This is a genomic window from Nocardia yamanashiensis NBRC 100130, from assembly GCF_001613325.1.
In the GTDB taxonomy this organism is placed as follows: domain Bacteria; phylum Actinomycetota; class Actinomycetes; order Mycobacteriales; family Mycobacteriaceae; genus Nocardia; species Nocardia yamanashiensis.
This window is the reverse complement of the sequence record NZ_BDCD01000018.1, coordinates 188,884-209,319: the sequence shown is the minus strand read 5'-3', so window position 1 is coordinate 209,319 and position 20,436 is coordinate 188,884. Positions and strand designations below refer to the sequence as shown.

The following is a 20,436-nucleotide window of genomic DNA, read 5'->3' as shown; positions in this document are numbered from 1 at the left end:
TGAACCGTTCACCCCACTTTACGCATCGAAGGGCTTATCGCGCACCCTTGCCGGCGACCAGTGCGGTCAATTCGGCGGCCACCCGCTCGACCGGGGGCATGGCGGCGATCTCCGTGGCGACGGCGCGGGCGGACTCGGCCAGGCCCGGTTCGGAGATCAGCCGGTCGAGATGCCGCGGCCGAATCCGCCACGCGGGCACCGAGAGTCCCGCGCCGCGGCGCTGCACCAGGCGGGCGTTCCAGCGGCGATCGCCGGGCGCGGGGGTGGCGAGCTGGGGCACGCCCGCGCGCAGGGCGGCGTATACCGATCCGGCTCCCGCGTGATTGACCATGGCGGTGCAGTGGGGCAGGACCGCGTGCAGATCGGTCCAGCCGACCGTGCGGACGTTCGCGGGCAGCCGCGCCGCCCGATCCACGCGGTGATTGGGCCGCACGATCACGATCTCGGCATCCACTTCCGGGGCGGCGCGCAGGATCGTCGCCAGCATCACGTCGGGTCCGTCGCCGAGCATGGTGCTGCGGGTGACCAGAATGCGCGGCCGCCGCGCGGGTTCGCGCAGGAACTCCGGAACCACGGAATCGATTGTGGCGTAAGGCGTGAAGCGCAGGGACCGGCCCGGCGTCCGGACCAGGCTCGGCGGCGCGATATTCAGCGTGACCGCGCTGGCGGGCACCTCGGCCCCGCCCAGCAGCCGCAGCAGCTCCAGCCTGATATGGCTCCCGTTGTCGAGCGCGATATTGTGCAGCACCGCCGGCACCCCGAGCCGCGCCGCCACGATCGCCGCCACCGATGCGAACGGCTCGTGCACCACCACATCCGGCTCGAACTCGAGCGCCCGCCGCGTCAGCTCCTCCCGCATCGCCGCATTCGTCCCCGCGAAAACCCTTGCCGCCCCGCGTGGTTCGGCCAGCCCCGCCGCCGACCGCAAGGCCAGCACCGGATGCGCCGCCAGCCCCCGCGCCGCCCCGCGCACATACCCGTGCGCCGCCCCCACATCCACCGCCCGCACCTGCCCCGCCACCGCCCCCACCGCATCCCCGCCTGTTGCCACCAGCACCGAATTCCCTTGCCGCCGTAGCTCCACCGCCAGCGGCATCATCGGAAACAGATGCCCGATCAACGGCGACGCCACGAACATCACCCTCACGAGATCACCCACTCGGCGCCCGCCGGAGTGCCGCCTGAGGTCCCGCCGAAACCGCCTGCCCGGGGTTCCGCACTCGTCGCCCCGGATAGCTCGCGGTCGGGATCGACCACGGGACTCGGCGGTGCGGCCGCGGCGGATGCCGGTCGTCGGTGGGCCGGAGCGCTGGGGCGGGCGGGGTAGAGGTGCCACAGGAGTTCGCCACCGCAGGCGCGGTGGGAACGGCGGACGGTCGGCACCCGCCGGCCCGCCACCGTGTGCGCGCCGATCAGTGCTCCGACGGCGAGCGCCGCGTCGTCGAAGTCGGGGGAGGGGACCACGAGTTCCCTGCTCACCGCTCACCATCCGTATCCGATGTAGGGCTCGATCCCGCGGGCGCGAGCCCACCTGTTACGCCAAACGTGCGGCGGCCGTGGTGGGTTCAATTCAAGCGGCTGATAGGGCGCGGGTAAGCTCGCCGAATTGCTTAACGGCGAGGGTTTTTCGAGGAGTACCGCAGGTAGGGAAGACGAAAACCGACAAGGGCCCCAAACATGACGAATGTTACCACCGAGGCTTTTGATACCACCGAGGCGCGGGCCGTCCCGCCGCGCCCGCCCGCCGGGGACGCGCTGTCGCACCGGCAGATCCTGACCATCCTGTCCGGATTGCTGCTGGGAGTGTTCCTGGCGGCGCTGGACCAGAACATCGTGAGCGTGGCGATCGTCCGCATCGCCAACAGCCTGCACGGCTTCGACCAGCAGGCCTGGGCCACCACGGCCTACTTGATCACCGCCACCATCGCGACGCCGCTGTACGGCAAGCTGGCCGACATCTACGGCCGCAAACCCTGGTATCTGATCGCGATCGGGGTGTTCGTGATCGGTTCGGTGGCATGCACATTCGCCACGTCGATGTACCAGCTGGCGGCCTTCCGGGCGATTCAGGGCATCGGCGCGGGCGGGCTCATGTCGCTGGCGTTCACCATTATCGGCGATATCGTCCCGGCTCGGGAAAGGGTGCGCTACCAGGGCTATTTCATGATGGTCTTCGGCATCGCCACGGTGCTGGGGCCGGTGCTGGGCGGCTGGCTCTCCAATGCCGACCGGCTGCTCGGCCTGGCGGGCTGGCGCTGGGTGTTCCTGGTGAACGTGCCCATCGGCCTGCTGGCGCTGCTGGTGGTGGCGAAGGTGCTGGACGTGCCGTTCGCGCGGCAACGGCATCGCACCGACTGGCTGGGCGCGATCACGCTGGCGGCGGGCACGGTCCCGCTGCTCGTCATCGCGCAGGAGGGCCGGGACTGGGGCTGGGGCTCGGATCGCGCCCTGCTCTGCTACGGCATCGCCGCCGCCGGGCTGGTGCTGTTCGTCCTCGTCGAGTTCCTGATGAAGGATTCGGCGCTGATTCCGTTGCGGCTCTTCCGAAGCGGCACCTTCAGCCTGGCGATTCTGGGCGGCTTCATCGTCGGCGTCGCCATGTTCGGCGCGATCGTGCTGGTGCCCTTGTACTTCCAGGTGGTGCGCGGCTATTCGCCCACGCGCGCCGGGCTTTTCATGTTGCCGCTGGTGATCGGCATCATGATCGGCGCGCAATTGGCCGGGCTGGTCACCAAATACACCGGCCGCTACAAGTTCCTGCCCATCCTGGGATCGCTGGTGATCGCCGCCGGTTCGGTGCTGTTCGCGCTCGTCCACTTCGACACCCCGCTGTGGCAGCCGCTGTTGTATTGCGGCGTCATCGGTTTCGGCCTGGGCGGCTGTATGCAGACCCTGGTCATCGCCACCCAGAACGCCGGGCCCCGCACCGATATGGGTGTCTCGACCGCCGCCGCCACCTTCTTCCGGCAGATGGGCGGCACGCTCGGCGTCGCGATCTTCCTGACCATCCTGTTCAACCTGCTGCCCGGCCGCATCCTGCACGCCTTCGGCGGCACCCTGCCGCCGGGTTTCGACGCCGGGGGACTGGGCGGGCTGGAGAGCGATACCGCGGGCCTCGCCGCACTGCCGGACGAGCTGCGCATCCCCATCCTGACCGGCTTCACCAATGCCATGGGCGGGGTCTTCTACGTCTCGGCCGCGGTCGCGGTGCTGGGCGCGGTGGTGCTCATGTTCATGAAAGAGCTGCCGCTCCAGGATGTTCCGATGCCGGTGGCCGCGCCGGAGCCGGAGCCCGAACCCGAGCCGGAGTACGTCCCGAGCGTCGCGCCGACCATTCTGTCCATCGCCGGCGTGGTGCATCGCGAGGACGGCCAGGTGGTCCCCGATGCCATGTTCACCCTCATCGATCAACGCGGACGCCAGGTTTCGCGTGCGGTGGGCGATCCGGACGGCGTGTACGCGATCGGCGTCCCGCATCCGGGCGGGTACGTGCTCATCGTGTCGGCGACCGGATACCAGCCCGCGGCGGTGTCGGTGACCGTCGGCCGCCGCCCGCACGAGCTCGATATCGCGCTGGTCGGTTCCGGTGAGGTCTCCGGCGTGGTGCGCTCGTCGGGCCGCGGTGTGCCGCTGCCGAACGCGACGGTGACGATCACCGACTCCTTCGGCGATGTGATCGGTTCCGCCGTCACCTCCGCCGAGGGCGCGTTCGCCTGCCGGGGCGTGCTGGCGGGCACCTACACCCTGGTGGCGGTGGCCGAGCACATGCGGCCGAACGCGGTCGCGCTGACCGTGCCGGAGAGCGGAATGCTGCGCCACGATGTGGAATTGCTGCCGCGCCCGGTGCTGGCCGGGGCCGCGCTCACCGATGCGGGCCGGGCGATTCCGGACGCGCAGATCACCGTGCTGGACGAGGCCGGTGACCTGATCGCGGTCACCCGCACCGACGACACCGGCCGCTATACCGTCCCGGATCTGGAGGAGGGCCGGTACACGGTGATGGCGCGCGGCTATCCGCCGGTCTTCAGCCGGGTGGCGGTGGCCGACGGCGCGGTCGATCACGATGTGCTGCTCGGCTACGAACGGGTGGAATCCGCGGACCGCCTGTGACGCTCGCGCGCCGCCCCTCGCCCGCCCGTTCCGGTCCGGCGGGGGGACACCGCGTATTTCCCCGTTCGCCGCGCGGAATTCCGTTGTCACTGTTAATTTCCCACCCGGACACCGGTCCAGTTCAGTGGTGACCGGTCGAGGGGAGACATGATGAAGATCTCGCACGCACTACTCGCCGCCACCGCCCTGGCGGCCTGCCTGCCCGGCGCCGCCGCCGCCGAATCGCCCGCCTACGCCGAGTACGTGGCGCTCGGCGATTCCTGGGCGGCCGATGCCACCCTGAGCCAGATCACCACCGCCTTCACCCCGCTCAATTGCGTGCAGAGCGCGAACAATTACGCCAAGCAGGTGGCGGCCGCCCTCGCCGTCCCCACCTTCCGCGACGCCACCTGCGGCGGCGCCGAGACCAAGAACATGACCGCCCCGCAGTCCACCGTGCTCGGCACCAACGCTCCCCAGTTCGACCGCCTCACCCCCACCACCGATCTGGTCACTCTCGAGATCGGCGGCAATGACGCGGGCCTGGCCGCGGCCGTGATGAACTGCGTGACAAACGATCCCACCGCCTCCCCGTGCGTGACCGCCATGGTGGTGAACGGCGAGGATCAGATGTCCCAGGCCATCGCCGCCACCGAAGGCCGGGTCCGGACCGTCGTCGCGGGCATTCGCGAACGCTCACCCCAGGCCCGCATCCTGCTCCTGGACTACTTCGAGGGCATCGGCCTCGACGGCGGCTGCTTCGCCCAGATCCCCATCTCCGACACCGACGCGATCTGGCTGGGCCACAAGCTCATCGAACTGCACGACATGCTCGCCCGCGTCGCCGCCGGCACCGGCGTCGACTTCGTCAACACCTACGACGGCAGCACCGGCCACGACGCCTGCCAGCCCGCGGGCGTGCGCTGGGTGGAGGGCCTGGTGCCCTACTCCAGCAACCCGGTCGGCCTGGCCGTGCCCTTCCACCCCAACCAGCTCGGCGCGGACTACCAGGCGAGCAAGGTGCTGGAGGTACTGCGCAACCGGGAGTGACAGCCGCGCCGGCATTTCGATTCCACCGGCCCGGCTCCCCGACACGCGAGCGGCGTTATCTGACGACACGCCGCGACCCTCAGGTAGTGTGCCTCCCGCAGCTATTCAGCGGCAATGGTGGTGCGGGGGCGGAAAGTGCGCGGTGGAAAGGGAGATTCGATGATCGCCCCTTTGCTGAGGTTGGTCGGCGTGGTGTCGGGTGGAGTGGCGGTGCTCACCGGCTGTTCGCAGGCGAGTGAGACACCCTCGGCAGCCCAGGCTCGCGCCGGCGAGATGACCGAGATGCAGCGCAGCGCGTTCGTCACCGCCTGCGACGGGACCGCGGCGGGCTGGCAGGCCACGGCGGTGGTGAGCAATCGCGATCAGGTCGAGCACCGGTATCTGGTGGTGATCAGTTTCCTGACGCCCGAGTCCACCACCCTGGAGCGCACCAGCACCGAGGTGACCGTCGGCCCGAATGCCACGCAGGACTTCACCACCGAGACCAAACTGGATCCGGTGACCCGCCCGCAGTCGGTGCACTGCGTGCTGCGCGGGGTCGAGCAGCTGTAGCGAAATTGCGCGGCGGGGACCGTCAGCGCCTACTATCGGAGCCGCCGCCATGCTCGGTGGGCCGCACGAATCGGAAGTGCTGAACGTTCGCTGACCAGCGCGGCGATGGGGGTACGAAATCTTCGGATGTGGATTTGTCGGTGCCATGGTGCATGCTCTTGGCACGCAGATGTCCAGCCGTCCGCCCGGAGAGCCCCATGTCGTCCCGTAGCACCAAAGCACAGCCCTTGTCGGAGACCGAGATTCGGCAGATAGCCGACGAGATCGACGCTGGCCGCCCGCCTATGGTGTGGTTCACGGCGTCGGCCGTAGGAGTACCGGAAGGCCGTTCCGGAAAGGTGATCTCGCTCGGTGATCCATCCGAGGGAGATTTCCTGCAGGTGAAGCCGACCGGTTCGAAAGACGTACTGTCCTTCGGTCCCACCGAGGTGACCTTGACCAAACCGGCCCGCAAGGACGCGGCCGCCGGTGTGAAACCGAAATCGGCAACCAGGAAGGACTCCACCGTGACGATGCCGTCGCCCGCAGCCGTGCCTGCTACTCCGCCGAGCGAGCCGGTCTCCCCGCCGGCGCCGAAAGCCGAAGCGCCGCAGCCCTCCAGCGCGCCCGCGCCGGCCGCCAAGCCCGCCGGCGGCGCGGCTACCGCCCCGGCGAAGAAGTCCGCGCCCGCGGCCGCCAAGAAGGCCAAGACGCCCGAGGTGACGGTCACCCTGCTCGGCACCGCCGACGGCGAATGGACCGTCGAGGTGGTGGCGGGCAAGAAGCGCACCAAGGGTCTGCCGGTGCCGAGTTCCGCTGTGTCGCAAGCCGCCAAGCTGCTGCACCCCGAGGTCGCCGAAGTGGTGGACGGGGTGCTGGAGTCGGTGCGCGCCTCGCAGCGCGCCAAGGTGGAGGCGCTGCAGGCCGAATTGGAAAGCGCCCGTAAATTACTCGACGAACTCGCGGGCTGACGAGATCGACTGATGGCGGTCGTATCGTTCGATTCGATACGGCCGCGATCACACCGCGGATTCGCGATGCCAGGTCTGCGACCCGCTCTTGGGATGCCCCGGCCGCAGATCGTCGTGGAAGATGTACCCGAGCGAATATTCCTTCGCGTGATACATGGCCGAATCCGCCTCGCGCAGTAGCTCGTACACGGTGGTGTCCCCACCCCGCGCCCCACTGCAGGCGATTCCGATGCTCGCCGCGATCCGCACCTCCGCCGCACTGAGCTCGAACGGCTCACCCAGCGTCGCCAGCAGCCGCTCCGCCAGCATCATGGCCTGCTGCCGCGCCAGCGGCGCCAGCACCACGAATTCGTCCCCGCCGTACCGCGCCGCCGCGTCGTCCCGCCGGATGATGCGCCGGATCCGCGCCGCCGCATTGGCGATCAGCTCGTCACCCACCGCGTGCCCGTAATTGTCGTTGACCCGCTTGAACCCGTCCAGGTCGATGAACAGCAGCGCGAGCGGCTGCTCACCCCACTTCTCCCGATTACGATGCAGCGCCCGCAGCAGGGCGGCGCGGTTCAGGAGTCCGGTCAGCATGTCGTGATCGGCCTGGTACTGCGCGCGCCGTTCGCTGCGGGCGCTGCGTTCGATGGCGCGTTCGCTGCGTAGCAGCACGCCGGCTAGTAGTAGTGCGAACAGCGACGAAACCACCACGCGGTCCACCAGATCCAGGCTCGACCCCACCACCGGCACCAGCGCCGCCACGATCATCACGATGGCGATGATGCTGGCCCGCTGCCGTGACCGGTGCGCGTGGATATCGCGCGGCCCGCCCAGCACCACCATGCTCGGATGCACCGCCGCCGCCCCGATCAGCGTGTACGCCAGCTGCAAGGGCATGAGCAGCACCTGCCGGCTCAGATCGGCCGAGCCCGCGGTCTCCAGGTTGTAGCCGATATCCCCGGCCAGGATGACCAGCATGGCCAGATACACCAGCCGCACCGAGGTTTCCGACCGCGCCGAGGTGACCACCGAATGCACCACCACGGTCAGCAGGAACGCGTCCACGATGGGATAGGTGATGGCCGTGACCGTGGTCAGGTTGAAACCGTCCGCCTTGTGCAGGATCGGCGAGATCAGGAAGGTCCAGGAGACCAGCGCCGCGCCCAGGCCGATGAGCCCGGAGTCCAGCAGCAGATCGTGATCGGTGCTGTTCTGCCGCGGCCGCAGCCAGAGCACCGCGGCCGCGCCGATACAGCAGTAGCCGCTGAGGGTGAACAGATCGTCGAACGGATGATGCTGCCAGTCGGTGAGATCGCGCAGCGCGGTGCCGATGGTGAACTGCACCGCCGAGGCCGACAGCAGATACCAGGGCAGCGGATGGCGCGGCCGGTGCTGACGGACGCCGACGCCGATCATGATCAGGCTGATGGTGACCGAGGTGATCAGCGTGCCCAGCGCGAGCGCGCGGCTGTCGACCACCAGGGGCAGGGCGAGGATGAGCAGCCCGCTGAGGAACAGTGTGGTGCGCCAGCAGAATCGGAATCGCGGCACAGACGGACCGGCCGGTTCTACGTCTGTCACTACCAGCCCCCCTGTCCGCTCCATCCCCAGGAACCGTGCCACCTTCGGTCTTGCGCACCCGATATCACCGTATTCGCGAAGACCGGCTCAGAAGGACACCGGTGAATCGCGAACCGAGTGTTGCTGTACGAGCATAGGACCCAGCCGACGGCGGCAGCACGGCTGCCGTCGAGATCTGGGAAACCGAGTCGATCATGACACGAAACGCGAGATTTCGTAGCGGAGTTCACGGATCCCGCAGGTTCGCGTTTCGCGAGACTCGCTATGCTGCCTGCGAATCGAACCGTACGGCCTGCACGATTGTCTGGACAGGAGCAGCGGTGATATCCACGACGGGGCGCTGGCACGCGCCGGGCCGGGTCAATCTGATCGGCGAGCACACCGATTACAACGACGGCTACGTGCTGCCGCTCGCCGTGCCGCTGGGCGTGACCTGCACCGTCGGCGCGCGCCGGGACGAGGTGGTGCGGGTGCTGTCGCGGCAGGCGCCGTGCGACGCGGCGCGCACCACGCTGGGCGCACTGACCGCGGGCGGCTGGTCGGAACTGCCCGGCTGGTCGCACTATCCGCTCGGCGTGATCCGCGAATTCGAACGCCGCGGTTACGAGATCACCGGCCTGGAACTCGAACTGGACGGTTCCGTCCCGATGGGCGCGGGACTGTCGTCCTCGGCCGCGCTGTGCTGTTCGGTGGCCCTCGCGCTGCGGGACCTGTTCGCGCCCAATCTGTCCGCCGACGAGCTCATCGATATCGCCCGCGCCGCCGAGAACGTCTACGTTGGCGTGCCGACCGGGGTGCTGGACCAGTCCGCCTCGATGCTCTGCACCGCCGGGCACGTGCTGTTCCTGGACGTGCGCAGCGGCGGGCGGGTGCAGATCCCGTTCGAACTCGAGCGCTTCGAGCTGGAACTGCTGGTGATCGACACGGGCAGTCCGCACCGGCTGGTGGACGGCGAATACGCGCGACGGCGTGCCGAATGCGCTGCCGCCGCCGCCGAATTGGGCGTTCCCTACCTGCGCGACATCACCGAACCGGCGGCGCTGGACCGGCTCGCCGATCCGGTGCTGCGCCGGCGCGCCCGGCATGTCGTCACCGAGAACGCCCGCGTCCTGGAGGTCGCCACGCAACTGCTCACCGGTGCGGACCCGCGCGCCGTCGGGCCCATCCTGACCGCCGGGCACCGCTCGCTGCGCGAGGACTACGAGGTCTCCGCGCCACCGCTCGACACCGCCGTGGACAGCGCGCTGGCCGCCGGCGCGCACGGAGCCCGCATGGTGGGCGGCGGATTCGGCGGCAGCGCCATCGCCCTGGTGGATCGCGCGCGGACCGCCGACGTCACCGCGGCGGTACGAGAAGCCTTCGCCGTCAAGGACTTCGACGCCCCGCGCTGTTTCGCGGTCACGCCGGCCGCCGGTGCGCATCGGATCGAATAACGCAAAGCCTGCCGAAATGTCGGGTTGTCGGCCTAGCCTGGAACCCGCAACGATCCACTCGCACACCAGGAATGAGCGAGCCATGGAAAGTCTGTACCAGTTCGCCGGCGGTGACGAGGCCTTGCACCGGCTGGAGGAGATCTTCTACGACAAGGCGCTCGCCGACCCAGTCCTGCGCGAGGTCTTCCCGGTCCGGCAACCCACCCATGTCGACCATCTGACCTGGTTCACCGCCGAATCCTTCGGCGGCCCCGCCCGTTTCACCCGCGAGCTGGGCTTCGCCTACATCATCGACGCGCATCGCGGCCTGCGGATCACCGATGCCCAGCGGCAGCGCTTCGTCGAGGTCTACCTGGAGTCGCTGGACGCGGCCGGGTTACCCGCGGATGAGAAATTCCGCGCGGCGGTGCGCGAGCACGTCGAGTTCGGCGCGCAGGTCGCCCAGCAGAATTCACACGCCCGAACCGACGCCGAGCTGCATCCGCTGCGCGAAGTCCCGCACTGGACCTGGTGAGTCGCGCCGGACACGCGCAGCCCCGTCGTGAACCTCCCGGAGCGCCGCGAGCGCCCCGCTACTATTGCGCGGCACAGTCGCGCCCGCGTCATCTCGTGATCGTTTCGACAGGAGAAGCCGTATGCCGTTCGACGCCGCCTCATCGGCCGCCGCCCTGGCCGCCGGGCAGCTGCGACTGGATGCCGATCCTGTCGACTATGCCCTGGTCGCACTGTATTTCACCGTGGTGCTCGGGATCGGCCTGCTGGCCCGCCGCGGCATCTCGAACAGTCTCGACTTCTTCCTGTCCGGACGTTCGCTGCCCGCCTGGGTGACCGGGCTGGCCTTCATCTCCGCCAATCTGGGCGCGGTCGAGATCATGGGCATGTCGGCCAACGGCGCGCAGTACGGCATGCCGACCATGCACTACTTCTGGATCGGCGCGGTGCCGGCCATGCTGTTCCTGGGCATCGTGATGATGCCGTTCTACTACGGCTCCAAGGTGCGCAGCGTGCCGGAGTTCATGCTGCGGCGTTTCGGTCCGGGCGCGCATCTGGTCAATGCCGTCAGCTTCGCGGTGGCGCAGGTGCTGATCGCGGGGGTGAACCTCTATCTGCTGGGCTCCATCCTGAACGCGCTGCTGGGCTGGCCATTGTGGGTGTCGGTGCTGGTGGCGGCGGCCATCGTGCTGTCGTACATCACGCTGGGCGGTTTGTCGGCGGCCATCTACAACGAGGTGCTGCAGTTCTTCGTGATCGTGGCGGCGCTGCTCCCGCTCACCCTGGTCGGCCTGCACCGGGTCGGCGGCTGGGAGGGGCTGCGCGGCAAGGTGATCGAGGGCCCGGGCGGCGTCGAGCAATTGCACGCCTGGCCGGGCAACGAACTGACCGGTTTCACCAGCAATGTGGGTTCGGTGATCGGCATCGTCTTCGGGCTCGGCTTCGTGCTGTCCTTCGGCTACTGGACCACCAACTACGTCGAGGTCCAGCGCGCGCTGGCCACCCATTCCATCGCCGCCGCGCAGCGCACCCCGATCATCGGCGCCTACCCGAAGATGTTCATTCCCTTCATCGTCGTCATCCCCGGCATGATCAGCGCCGTCCTGGTGCCGCAGATGGCCGACTTCAAGGCCGCCGAAACCGCCGACCCCGACTTCAGCGGCGACGTCACCTACAACCAGGCCCTGCTCTACCTGATGAAGGACACCCTCCCCAACGGCCTGCTCGGCGTGGCCCTGGCCGGTCTGCTCGCCGCCTTCATGGCCGGGATGGCCGCCAATGTCTCGGCCTTCAACACCGTCTTCAGCTACGACCTGTGGCAGCGCTATGTGGCCCGCGATCGTGCGGACTCCTACTACCTGCGCGTCGGCCGGCTCGCCACCGTCGGGGCCACCCTGATCGCGGTCGGAACCGCCTTCGTGGCAGGCAATTTCGCCAACATCATGGACTATCTGCAAACGCTCTTCAGCTTCTTCAACGCACCCCTGTTCGCCACCTTCATTCTCGGCATGTTCTGGAAACGCATGACCCCTGCCGCCGGCTGGATCGGCCTGGTCTCCGGAACCGCCGCCGCCATCGTCATTTTCATCCTCAGCAAGACCGGCTTCTTCGAACTATCCGGCCAGGGCACCAGTTTCGTGGCCGCCGGCGTCGCCTTCGCCGTGGACATTCTGGTGAGCGTCCTGGTCACCTCGAACTCCCGCCCCAAACCCCCGGCAGAACTGGTCGGCCTCGTCTATTCCGAAACCCCCGCGTCCCTGCGCACCGACGCCGACGCGGCCGGCCTGCCCTGGTACCAGCGCCCCGCCCCCTTGGCGGGCCTGGCCCTCTTCCTGGTAATCCTGCTCAATATCCTCGTCGGATAGGAAAGGCGCCCAATGCTTTTCGATATTCGCACCATCGTAGGCGGCCTACTCGCCGCCTACGGCGTGATCCTCATCGTCGTAGCCCTCACCTACGACTCCACCGTGCAGCACATGAAAACCGGCGGCATCGACGTCAACCTCTGGGCCGGCATCGGCATGCTCGCCGCCGGCATCGTCTTCTTCGTCTGGGTCCGGTTGCGCCCCGTCCGCCAGCCGGATCAACTGTCGGACAACACTTCCGAATAGCGCCGCCGCCCGCGCGGTCAGGACTGCGCGGGCAGCTCCACGCCGGTGGCGGCGGCGATATCGGCGAGCATGGCCCGGGCGGCTTGGATGCCGATGCCGGACATCCAGACCTCGTCGTTCACCTCGATGACCTTGCCCGCCTTGACGGCTCGGAGGTCCTGCCAGACCTTGCCGGTGGTGACGGCGTTCTTCTCGGTCTTGCCCGGGTCGTCGATGGTGGCCACGAAGATCAGGTCGGCGTCGGCCAGATCGATCTGCTCGGGGCTGACCTCGCGCATGGTCTTGGCCTTGGTGTCGGCGGCGGTCTGGGAGGCGGGGCGGCGCAGGCCGATATCGGCGAGGACCACGCCGCTGTAGGAGTTGTCGAGGTACAGGCGGGTCGGTCCGGCGAGGAAGCGGATCACCGAAACGGTGGGCGGGACGCCGTTGTTCTTCTCGGCGATCGCCTTGCCCAGGGCGCGGGCCTGGGCTTCGTAGCTCTGCAAGGCGGTGGCCACCTGCTGGTCGAGGCCCAGCGCGCGGCCGTGGACCAGGAGGTTCTCCTTCCAAGGGCCGCCGGTGGTTTCGGTGAGGACCGTCGGGGCGATGCCCGCGAGCTTGGCGTAGATCTTCTCGTGGCGGATCTTCGAGGAGAGGATCAGATCGGGGCGCAGCGAGGCGATGCGTTCCAGGTTGGGTTCCAGCAGCGGGCCGACATCGGTGACGCCGTCGGCCTTGTCGCCGAGGTAGGCGGGGAAGCCGCCGTGGGTCTTGGTGTGCGGGATGACCGCGCCGACCGGTTTGATGCCGAGCAGCGTGACGGAATCCAGTTCGCCCGTGTCGAGTACGACCACTCGCTGCGGGACCTTGGGGATGGTGACCTGGCCCATCGCGGTGTCCAGGGTGCGCGGGAAGCTCGCCGAGTCGGTGGCGCTCACATGGGAATTCGTTGCGGCGGAATCGGATCCGCAGGCGGCCAGGCCGGAGACGGCGAGGGCGGCGGCGGTCAGCGCGGCCGCGATGCGGCGGCGCCGCCGCGGGGACGGGGTGGGCATTGCTGCGGTTCTCATTTCTCTTCTCGATGCGACGCCGCCGCGGGGACGACGCCGGACAGGGCGGGGCGGCGCGCGGGGCGCGCACGCGGAACGACCAGCGGGGTGCCGGTCTCGGGATCGGGAATCACCAGGCAGTCGACGCCGAACACGGTGCGCACCAGGTCGGCGTCCAGCACGTCGGCGGGTTTGCCCGCGGCGGCCAGTCGCCCGTCGTGCAGCACCACCAGATGGTCGGCGTATCGGGCGGCCTGGCCCAGGTCGTGCAGCACCATCACGACGGTGCGACCGGCCTCCTCGTGCAGGTCGGCGACGAGATCCAGCACTTCGAGCTGATGTCGCAGGTCCAGGAACGTGGTCGGTTCGTCGAGCAGCAGCACCTCGGTGTCCTGGGCGAGCGCCACCGCGATCCAGGCGCGCTGGCGCTGCCCGCCCGACAGCTGGTCCACCGGCAGTTCGCGCAGGCTCTCGGTTGCGGTGCGGCGCAACGCATCCTCCACCGCGGCCTGATCGCGTGCGGACCACGGGCTCAGCAGGCGTTGATGCGGATAGCGTCCCAGCCGAACCAAGGCTTCGACGGTGATGCCCTCGGGGGTGATCGGCTGTTGGGGCAGCAGGCCCAGCTTCAAAGCCAGTGCACGAGCGGGCATCCGGTGAATGTCCGCACCGTCGAGCGTGACCGCGCCGCCCGTCGGGCGCAGCAGGCGGGTGAGCCCGCGCAACAGCGTGGACTTACCGCATGCGTTCGGCCCCACGATGGCGGTAACCGCCCCGCCGGGCAGGCGCAGATCCAGCCCGTCGATGACCGCGCGGTCGCCGTAATGCAGTCGAAGATGCTGTGCCGCAAGCTCGTTCGGCTGAGTAGAGGGATTCATGTAAACGTCCGCCGTAGCTGGGTCGAGGTGTCGGCCGGGGTGGTTTTCCGCCGCGCCGGGTGCGCGATGAATCGGCGTCACCCGGATCGCCGGGTGGGCCCGCTCGCGCGGAGCATGAGAATCAGCAGCCAGGGCGCGCCGACGGTCGCGGTGATCACGCCGACCGGCAATCCCGTGACGGGTAACAAGTGCTGCGCGATCAGATCGCACCCCACCAGCAGCGTCGCCCCGGCCAGCCCGGTGGCGACAAGCGTTGCGCCCGTAGGCCGTCCGGCGATCATCCGCACCAGGTGCGGCACCGCCAGCGCCACGAACGACACCGGCCCCGACAGCGCCGCGGCCAGCGAAGCCAGCGCCACCACGACGAACAACAGCCGCAATCGCGCTCCGGAAACCCCGACACCCAGCGTGCCCGCCGATTCATCACCCAGATCGAGCACCGCGAGAGTCCGGTACTGCAAAGCCAATACGACGAGCGTCACCACCGTGGCGAGCGCCGCCCCCTGCACCTCCGGCCAGGTCCGCCCATACAGCGACCCCGCCGTCCAATGCGTAGCCGATCCCGCGAGCTCCCGCGGAAACCGCACCACCACCAGATTCACCGCCGCCGCCAATCCGGCCTGCACCGCGATACCCACCAACACCAGCCGCGCCACCGGCAACCGCGCCCGTAACCCGAGCACGACCAGCAGCAGACCGGCGAACAGCCCACCCGCCAACGCCCCCAACGGAATCAACGTCTGCGCGGCCCCGTAGGCCAGAATCAGCACCGCTCCCAGCGACGCCCCACCGGTGACGCCCATGACATCGGGTGACGCCAGCGGGTTCCGGAACAACCGCTGCAACACGGCCCCCGCCGTCGCCAGCCCCGCCCCGGCGACCACTCCCGCCACCAGCCGCGGCGCTCGAAATTCCTGAACGACATACACATCGCCCGGATCACCCAGTCCGGCAGCGGCCCGCAGCGCGGTGACCGCCGACATCCCCACCTCACCGGTGGTCAGCGCGATGACGGCCAGCACCGTCAACACACCCACACAGACAGAGCTGACCAATACGGCCCGGCGGTGCTGTCGAACGAACGCCCCGCCGCCCGGCCCCGGGGTCTGGGCGGCCGGAAGTGACCCCGCGCTATCTTGTTCCGGCTTGCTGCCCAGTACGTTTCGCCACCCGGCGGTGCGCTGTGGTCGCATCATCGGCCCGTCACCCGTCGCCGGGCCAGGATGGCCAGCAGTGGGGCGCCCAGGAAGGCGGTGAGGATGCCGACCTCCACCTCGGCGGGGCGGGCGATCAGGCGGCCGACGATATCCGCGGTGAGCAGCAGGATCGGTCCGGCGATCAGGCAGCCGGGCACCAGGATTCGGTGGTCGCTGCCGACCAGCAGGCGGACCAGGTGCGGGGCGGCCAGGCCGATGAAGGCGATGGGGCCCGCCACGGCGACGGCGGAACCGGCGAGGAGGACCACGGCGACCATGCCCGCCGAGCGGATTCGCGCCACGGGCATGCCGAGCGCTTGGGCGGCGTCGTCGCCGAGGGCGAGGGTATCGAGCGCCGGGGCGATGGCGAGACCGACCAGTGCGCCCACGATCAGGGTGGGCAGCATCGGCAGCAGGACGTGCAGATCGCGCTGGGCGATCGAACCGGCCAGCCAGAAGCGGGCCTCGTCCATGGTGCGCTCGCTGAACACCATGACCGCCGACGTCCACGACACCAGCACCAATTGCAGGACGGTGCCGCCGAGTACGAGCCGGATCGGGTCCAGATCGCCCGAGCGACGGCCCAGCGCGAGCGTGAAAAGCGCTGCGGCCGTTGCCCCGGCGAAGGCGAACCACACGTACTGCCCGGGATGGGTCAGGCCGAGCGCGTAGATCGAGACGACGACCGCGAAGCCCGCGCCCGCGTTGATGCCGAGGGTGGTCGGCGCGGCCAGCGGATTGCGGGTGATGCCCTGCACCACCGCGCCCGCCAGCCCGAGCGCCGCGCCGACCGCGAGACCGACCAGCGTGCGGGGGAGTCGCATATCCACGACCACCATGGCGTCGCGGCTCGCGTCGCCGCCGAACAGCGCCTGGATCACCGTGGTGATCGGCACCGGCCGCGCGCCGAGCGCGAGACTGAGCACCACGCACAGCCCCAGCGCGGCCAGCCCGAGCGCGAGCACCGGAATCCGGTATCGCGCCGGGCCACCGCGCGGCGTCGCCGCCGGGGTCACCTGTCGAGCGTCCGGGGAGGCCCCAACCGACATCGCCAATGCTCTCGCTCTACTCGATCGATCCTGAATCGTGCTGTGCCGCAGCCGTTTACTTGGCCGGTGCGGTGAACGGCTGGTTGATGGTGGTGAAGTACTGGATGGCCGCCGCGATGGCGATCGGCGCGGTGATGAAGATCTGCCCCGCCAGGGTGCCGAGGAAGCCGACCGCGGCGGCGCCGGCGATGCAGCCGCCCAGCGGGCCGAGGCCGAACAGGGTGGCGAGCACGCCGGTGGCGACCGCGCCCAGCACCGCGCCCGCCGCGCAGCCGATCAGGCCGCCGCCGATGCCGCCGACCAGGGTGGCGATGCTGGCGCCCAGGCTGATGGTGGTGCCGAGCCGGCTCCACGCCGCGACCTCGCGGTCGTACTCGTTCTTCCAGGGCGCCTTGTCCTCGAACGGCAGGGCCACCGGCTGGTAGACGGCGTGCGCGACATCCAGGCGCGGGGTCAGGGTCGCGGTGCGGTCGCTGATCTCGGCGGTGATGGGGAAGACGAATTCGTCCACCCGGAAGCTCAATTCGGTGCCCGCGACGGTGGCCCCCGCCGCGTCCTTGATCTTGAACACCCCGTTCTCGACGGTCATCGAACCCGCGTCGGTGGTGATGACCATGTTCTTCTCGTTATTGGCCGCGGTGTAGTTGATGGCGGCCGCCTCGGGCGAATCCGCCTGCGGCGCAGCGTGACCGGTACCGGTGGCGAGCGTCAGGGCGGTGCTGACGGCGGTGGTCAGCATGACGATCTTGGTGAATTTCACGGGGGTCGAACCTCTTTCTGTTCCCTCATCGAGGCAGGCGTCATCGGGCCCGGGCAGCGCATGCGAAATGCGTTACCGGGCCGATGAATTCGGCTTCCGTCCGACCGCATCGGTGATTTGCGGTGCTGTCGCCAGCTTCCTGAGCGGTAGCTGTGAACCGGACAAGCGACACAGTAGGGTAGGCAAGCCTTACCTATCAAGACCCTCGTTCTTGCGAATCACCCTCGACAAACCCATTGGAGCGAACGCGAATGCTCTCCCGGCGACACTGGACCGGCTGGTTGCTGGCCGCTGCCGTGCTGGTCGCGGCCTGTCTGCTCAGCCTCGTCATCGGCGCGAAATCGATCCCCGTCCACGAGGTGTGGTCGGCCCTGTGGGGCGGCGACGATTCGCCGGATCACCTGGTCGTCACCGAATACCGGGTGCCGAGAACCCTGCTCGCCCTGCTCGCGGGCGCGGCGCTGGGCGTGGCGGGCTGCCTCATGCAGGGCCTGACCCGCAACCCGCTCGCCGACCCCGGACTGCTCGGGGTCAATGCCGGCGCGGCCTTCGCCATCACCCTCGCCGTCGCGTTCCTCGGCGCGAGCGGCATCGAATCCTATGTGTGGTTCGGATTCGCCGGCGCCGCCGTGGTGTCCCTGGCCGTCTACCGGCTCGGCACCGCGGGCCGCCAGGGCGCGGACCCGGTCCGCCTCACCCTGGCGGGCGTGGCGCTCACCGCCGTGCTGACCGGCCTCACCAAGGGCCTGATCCTCCTGCACCCCAAAGCCTTCGACGAAATGCGCAACTGGGATTCCGGTGCGCTCACCGGCCGCGGCTACGGCGTCATCGCCGGTGCGGTCCCGTTCATCGCGCTGGGCTTGCTGCTGGCCGTCCCCGCCGCCCGCTCCCTGAACGCGGTAGCGCTCGGCGAGGACCTGGCGCGCGCCCTCGGCGTCCGAGTGGGTCGCACTCGCGTCCTCACCGCGCTCGCCCTGGTGCTGCTGTGCGGCACCGCGACGGCCGCGATCGGCCCGATCACCTTCGTGGGCTTGGCCGTTCCGCACCTCGCCCGCTGGGTGGCCGGCCCCGATCAACGCTGGATACTCGCGTACTCCCTGCTGCTCGCCCCGATCCTGCTGGTTCTGGCGGATGTGATCGGCCGCGTGGTCATCACCCCCGACGAGATTCCGGCGGGCTTGATCACCGCCTTCCTCGGGGCGCCCGTCCTGATCGCGCTGGCGCGCCGCGCTCCGGCGGGTGTCGCATGAAACCCGCCGGCGCTCGCTCCCACACCGACGAAGCCGGGAGCCACGTGGCCGGGCGCGGCTCGGCGGCAATCGATTTCGGGCGCTCGATGCTGGTGGTGCGGGCGCGGTGGGCCGGAATCGAAGCGCGCGTGGCGGTCCGGAGCCTGGTTGTCTGCGGATTGCTGCTGGTCGCCGCGCTGGCGGTGGCGGTGATCGCATTGGGCACGGGGGACTACGCCATCGCGCCGGGGCGGGTGCTGCGGGCACTGTTCGTGGGCGACAACCGGTTCGATCAGCTGGTCGTCCGGGAGTGGCGGGCGCCGCGCATTCTGCTGGCACTACTGCTCGGCGCGGCGCTGGGGGTCAGCGGCGCGATCCTGCAATCGGTGACGCGCAATCCGCTGGGCAGCCCGGACCTGGTCGGGTTCAATTCCGGCGCGTACACCGGTGCGCTGCTGGTCATCCTGGTACTGGGCGGCGGCCGTTACGAGACGGCGATGGGCGCGGTGCTCGGGGGGCTGGGCACGGCGATGGCCATCCATCTACTCGCGCTGCGCCACAACGTGTCCGGATATCGCCTGATCATCGTGGGTATCGGTATCGGCGCCATGCTGGCCTCGGTCAATACCTGGCTGATCCTGCGGGCCGATCTGGATTCGGCCATGTCCGCGGCGGCCTGGGGCGCGGGCTCGCTGAACGGGCTCACCTGGGCCCAGGTGCTGCCGGCCGTGGTCGTGCTCACCGGCCTGACCGCGGCGCTGATTCCGCTCGCGCCGCGCCTGCACGTCCTGGAACTCGGTGACGAGCTGGCGCACGCCGCCGGTCTACGAGTCGGCCGCACCCGGCTGACGCTCATCGTGCTGAGCGTCGCCTTCACCGCGGTGGCCACGGCGGTCGCGGGCCCGATCGCCTTCGTGGCCTTGGCCGCACCGCAATTGGGCCGCCGCCTGGCCCGTACCCCCGGCACCGCCCTCGCGCCCGCGGCCGCCATGGGCGCGCTGCTGCTCATCGCCTGCGATTGGATCGCCCAGCGCGCGTTCGCCCCGACCAACCTGCCGGTCGGTGTGGTGACGGTTTCGATCGGCGGGCTGTATCTGGCGTATCTGCTGGTGGCCGAGGCCCGGCGGAAGTGAGGAGACGAGACATGGACGAAATGCGGGAAGCAAAGGTCAGATTGCGCGCCGACCGGGTGCGCCTCGGTTATCGCGGCCGGACCATCAGCGAGGAGTTGTCGGTCGATATCCCCGACGGCGAGTTCACGGTGATCATCGGCCCGAACGCGTGCGGCAAGTCCACGCTGCTGCGGGCGCTGGCCCGGCTGCTCGCCCCGGAATCGGGCGCGGTGCTGCTGGACGGCAAGCAGATCGGGTCATATCCGGCGAAGGAGGTGGCGCGGCGGATCGGCCTGCTGCCGCAGACCTCCACCGCGCCCGACGGCATCCGGGTCGCGGATCTGGTCGCGCGCGGGCGCTTCCCGCACCAGTCGCTGCTGCGGCAGTGGTCGCGGGCCGATGCCGACGCGGTGGCCGCCGCGCTGGCCGCGACCGGCGTGACGGAACTGTCCGCGCGCCTGGTGGACGAGCTGTCCGGCGGTCAGCGGCAACGGGTGTGGATCGCCATGGTGCTGGCCCAGGAGACCCCGATCATCCTGCTCGACGAGCCCACCACCTACCTCGATATCGCGCACCAGATCCAGCTGCTGGAGCTGTGCCGGACGCTGCAGCGCGAGGCCGGCCGCACCGTGGTGGCGGTGCTGCACGACCTCAACCACGCCTTCCGCTACGCCGATCACCTGGTGGCCATGCGGGACGGCCGGGTGGTGGCCGCGGGGCCGCCGCGCGAGATCGTCACCGCGGCCCTGGTCGAGGAGGTGTTCGCGCTGGCCAGCCGGGTGATCGAGGATCCGGAAACCGGCGCGCCGCTGGTCATTCCGCTGGCCGCGCAGCCGTCCCGGGCTCCGGCGGAAACGTAGCTTCCCCACATTAGGTAAAGTTAGGCTAACCTTCCTTCTCTGGATGGATTTCGCCGCCGCCGGGCCACCGCCGCGGCCGCG

At 69.5% G+C, this 20,436-nt stretch carries 19 protein-coding genes; 11 read left to right on the top strand and 8 right to left on the bottom strand.

Annotated features, from left to right (window positions below; translation table 11 throughout):
• Positions 1–34 precede the first annotated feature (34 nt).
• Positions 35–1,132: a glycosyltransferase gene (locus NY1_RS21145; RefSeq protein WP_157762411.1), complete on the bottom strand. Its 1,098-nt coding sequence runs from the start codon at positions 1,130–1,132 to the stop codon at positions 35–37.
• A gap of 11 nt (positions 1,133–1,143) precedes the next feature.
• Positions 1,144–1,479 carry a hypothetical protein gene (locus NY1_RS21140; protein ID WP_157762410.1) on the bottom strand — a complete coding sequence of 112 codons (336 nt, stop codon included), beginning with the start codon at positions 1,477–1,479 and terminating at the stop codon, positions 1,144–1,146.
• Between the two features lie 198 nt (positions 1,480–1,677).
• Between NY1_RS21140 and NY1_RS21135 the strand changes: the two genes are divergently transcribed.
• The 4 genes from NY1_RS21135 to NY1_RS45125 all read left to right on the top strand — a co-directional run bounded on the left by NY1_RS21135 (position 1,678) and on the right by NY1_RS45125 (position 6,641).
• Positions 1,678–4,110 carry an MFS transporter gene (locus NY1_RS21135; RefSeq protein ID WP_067716036.1) on the top strand — a complete coding sequence of 811 codons (2,433 nt, stop codon included), beginning with the start codon at positions 1,678–1,680 and terminating at the stop codon, positions 4,108–4,110.
• A 150-nt stretch (positions 4,111–4,260) separates the two neighbouring features.
• Positions 4,261–5,139 carry an SGNH/GDSL hydrolase family protein gene (locus NY1_RS21130; protein WP_067716281.1) on the top strand — a complete coding sequence of 293 codons (879 nt, stop codon included), beginning with the start codon at positions 4,261–4,263 and terminating at the stop codon, positions 5,137–5,139.
• 159 nt (positions 5,140–5,298) lie between these two features.
• Positions 5,299–5,691 carry a hypothetical protein gene (locus tag NY1_RS21125; RefSeq protein ID WP_067716033.1) on the top strand — a complete coding sequence of 131 codons (393 nt, stop codon included), beginning with the start codon at positions 5,299–5,301 and terminating at the stop codon, positions 5,689–5,691.
• A 197-nt stretch (positions 5,692–5,888) separates the two neighbouring features.
• Positions 5,889–6,641 carry a DUF6319 family protein gene (locus NY1_RS45125; protein WP_067716030.1) on the top strand — a complete coding sequence of 251 codons (753 nt, stop codon included), beginning with the start codon at positions 5,889–5,891 and terminating at the stop codon, positions 6,639–6,641.
• 48 nt (positions 6,642–6,689) lie between these two features.
• Here NY1_RS45125 and NY1_RS21115 read toward each other — a convergent pair whose 3' ends face one another.
• Positions 6,690–8,207, bottom strand: coding sequence for a GGDEF domain-containing protein (locus tag NY1_RS21115; protein WP_233434413.1), 1,518 nt, complete (start codon positions 8,205–8,207; stop codon positions 6,690–6,692).
• Between the two features lie 320 nt (positions 8,208–8,527).
• Between NY1_RS21115 and galK the strand changes: the two genes are divergently transcribed.
• From galK to NY1_RS21095, 4 genes are all read left to right on the top strand, one after another.
• A complete protein-coding gene (galK, locus tag NY1_RS21110; RefSeq protein ID WP_233434412.1) occupies positions 8,528–9,640 on the top strand; it encodes a galactokinase in 1,113 nt (370 codons plus the stop codon).
• Between the two features lie 82 nt (positions 9,641–9,722).
• The gene (locus NY1_RS21105) at positions 9,723–10,154 is read left to right on the top strand and encodes a group II truncated hemoglobin (RefSeq protein ID WP_067716025.1); all 432 of its coding nucleotides are present in this window, start codon (positions 9,723–9,725) and stop codon (positions 10,152–10,154) included.
• Positions 10,155–10,275: 121 nt separating this feature from the next.
• Entirely contained in the window at positions 10,276–11,997 is a 1,722-nt protein-coding gene (locus tag NY1_RS21100; protein WP_067716023.1) for a sodium:solute symporter family protein, read from the top strand.
• Between the two features lie 12 nt (positions 11,998–12,009).
• Positions 12,010–12,243 (top strand): hypothetical protein, encoded by a 234-nt coding sequence (locus NY1_RS21095; RefSeq protein WP_067716020.1) that lies wholly within the window; start codon positions 12,010–12,012, stop codon positions 12,241–12,243.
• A gap of 17 nt (positions 12,244–12,260) precedes the next feature.
• Here the strand turns inward: NY1_RS21095 and NY1_RS21090 are convergent, their stop codons facing one another.
• From NY1_RS21090 to NY1_RS21070, 5 genes are all read right to left on the bottom strand, one after another.
• Entirely contained in the window at positions 12,261–13,277 is a 1,017-nt protein-coding gene (locus NY1_RS21090; RefSeq protein WP_067716018.1) for an ABC transporter substrate-binding protein, read from the bottom strand.
• A gap of 11 nt (positions 13,278–13,288) precedes the next feature.
• Positions 13,289–14,149, bottom strand: coding sequence for an ABC transporter ATP-binding protein (locus NY1_RS21085; RefSeq protein ID WP_067716015.1), 861 nt, complete (start codon positions 14,147–14,149; stop codon positions 13,289–13,291).
• A gap of 77 nt (positions 14,150–14,226) precedes the next feature.
• Positions 14,227–15,186: a FecCD family ABC transporter permease gene (locus tag NY1_RS21080; RefSeq protein ID WP_233434411.1), complete on the bottom strand. Its 960-nt coding sequence runs from the start codon at positions 15,184–15,186 to the stop codon at positions 14,227–14,229.
• A 155-nt stretch (positions 15,187–15,341) separates the two neighbouring features.
• The gene (locus NY1_RS21075; RefSeq protein ID WP_067716011.1) at positions 15,342–16,361 is read right to left on the bottom strand and encodes a FecCD family ABC transporter permease; all 1,020 of its coding nucleotides are present in this window, start codon (positions 16,359–16,361) and stop codon (positions 15,342–15,344) included.
• Between the two features lie 88 nt (positions 16,362–16,449).
• Positions 16,450–17,154: a DUF8020 domain-containing protein gene (locus NY1_RS21070; protein ID WP_067716009.1), complete on the bottom strand. Its 705-nt coding sequence runs from the start codon at positions 17,152–17,154 to the stop codon at positions 16,450–16,452.
• A 251-nt stretch (positions 17,155–17,405) separates the two neighbouring features.
• Between NY1_RS21070 and NY1_RS21065 the strand changes: the two genes are divergently transcribed.
• From NY1_RS21065 to NY1_RS21055, 3 genes are all read left to right on the top strand, one after another.
• On the top strand, positions 17,406–18,404 hold the full coding sequence (locus tag NY1_RS21065; RefSeq protein ID WP_084535170.1) for a FecCD family ABC transporter permease: 999 nt from the start codon (positions 17,406–17,408) through the stop codon (positions 18,402–18,404).
• A gap of 86 nt (positions 18,405–18,490) precedes the next feature.
• Positions 18,491–19,516: a FecCD family ABC transporter permease gene (locus tag NY1_RS21060; RefSeq protein ID WP_067716275.1), complete on the top strand. Its 1,026-nt coding sequence runs from the start codon at positions 18,491–18,493 to the stop codon at positions 19,514–19,516.
• A gap of 11 nt (positions 19,517–19,527) precedes the next feature.
• Positions 19,528–20,355 carry an ABC transporter ATP-binding protein gene (locus tag NY1_RS21055; protein ID WP_067716004.1) on the top strand — a complete coding sequence of 276 codons (828 nt, stop codon included), beginning with the start codon at positions 19,528–19,530 and terminating at the stop codon, positions 20,353–20,355.
• Positions 20,356–20,436 lie beyond the last annotated feature (81 nt).

What these genes read in the sequence shown, in the direction of transcription:
- NY1_RS21135 (WP_067716036.1), top strand. Translation starts at nt 1,678, where the DNA reads ATGACGAATGTTACCACCGAGGCTTTTGATACCACCGAGGCGCGGGCC.
- NY1_RS21130 (WP_067716281.1), top strand. Translation starts at nt 4,261, where the DNA reads ATGAAGATCTCGCACGCACTACTCGCCGCCACCGCCCTGGCGGCCTGC.
- NY1_RS21125 (WP_067716033.1), top strand. Translation starts at nt 5,299, where the DNA reads ATGATCGCCCCTTTGCTGAGGTTGGTCGGCGTGGTGTCGGGTGGAGTG.
- NY1_RS45125 (WP_067716030.1), top strand. Translation starts at nt 5,889, where the DNA reads ATGTCGTCCCGTAGCACCAAAGCACAGCCCTTGTCGGAGACCGAGATT.
- NY1_RS21105 (WP_067716025.1), top strand. Translation starts at nt 9,723, where the DNA reads ATGGAAAGTCTGTACCAGTTCGCCGGCGGTGACGAGGCCTTGCACCGG.
- NY1_RS21100 (WP_067716023.1), top strand. Translation starts at nt 10,276, where the DNA reads ATGCCGTTCGACGCCGCCTCATCGGCCGCCGCCCTGGCCGCCGGGCAG.
- NY1_RS21095 (WP_067716020.1), top strand. Translation starts at nt 12,010, where the DNA reads ATGCTTTTCGATATTCGCACCATCGTAGGCGGCCTACTCGCCGCCTAC.
- NY1_RS21090 (WP_067716018.1), bottom strand. Translation starts at nt 13,277, where the DNA reads ATGCCCACCCCGTCCCCGCGGCGGCGCCGCCGCATCGCGGCCGCGCTG.
- NY1_RS21085 (WP_067716015.1), bottom strand. Translation starts at nt 14,149, where the DNA reads ATGAATCCCTCTACTCAGCCGAACGAGCTTGCGGCACAGCATCTTCGA.
- NY1_RS21065 (WP_084535170.1), top strand. Translation starts at nt 17,406, where the DNA reads ATGCTCTCCCGGCGACACTGGACCGGCTGGTTGCTGGCCGCTGCCGTG.
- NY1_RS21060 (WP_067716275.1), top strand. Translation starts at nt 18,491, where the DNA reads ATGCTGGTGGTGCGGGCGCGGTGGGCCGGAATCGAAGCGCGCGTGGCG.
- NY1_RS21055 (WP_067716004.1), top strand. Translation starts at nt 19,528, where the DNA reads ATGGACGAAATGCGGGAAGCAAAGGTCAGATTGCGCGCCGACCGGGTG.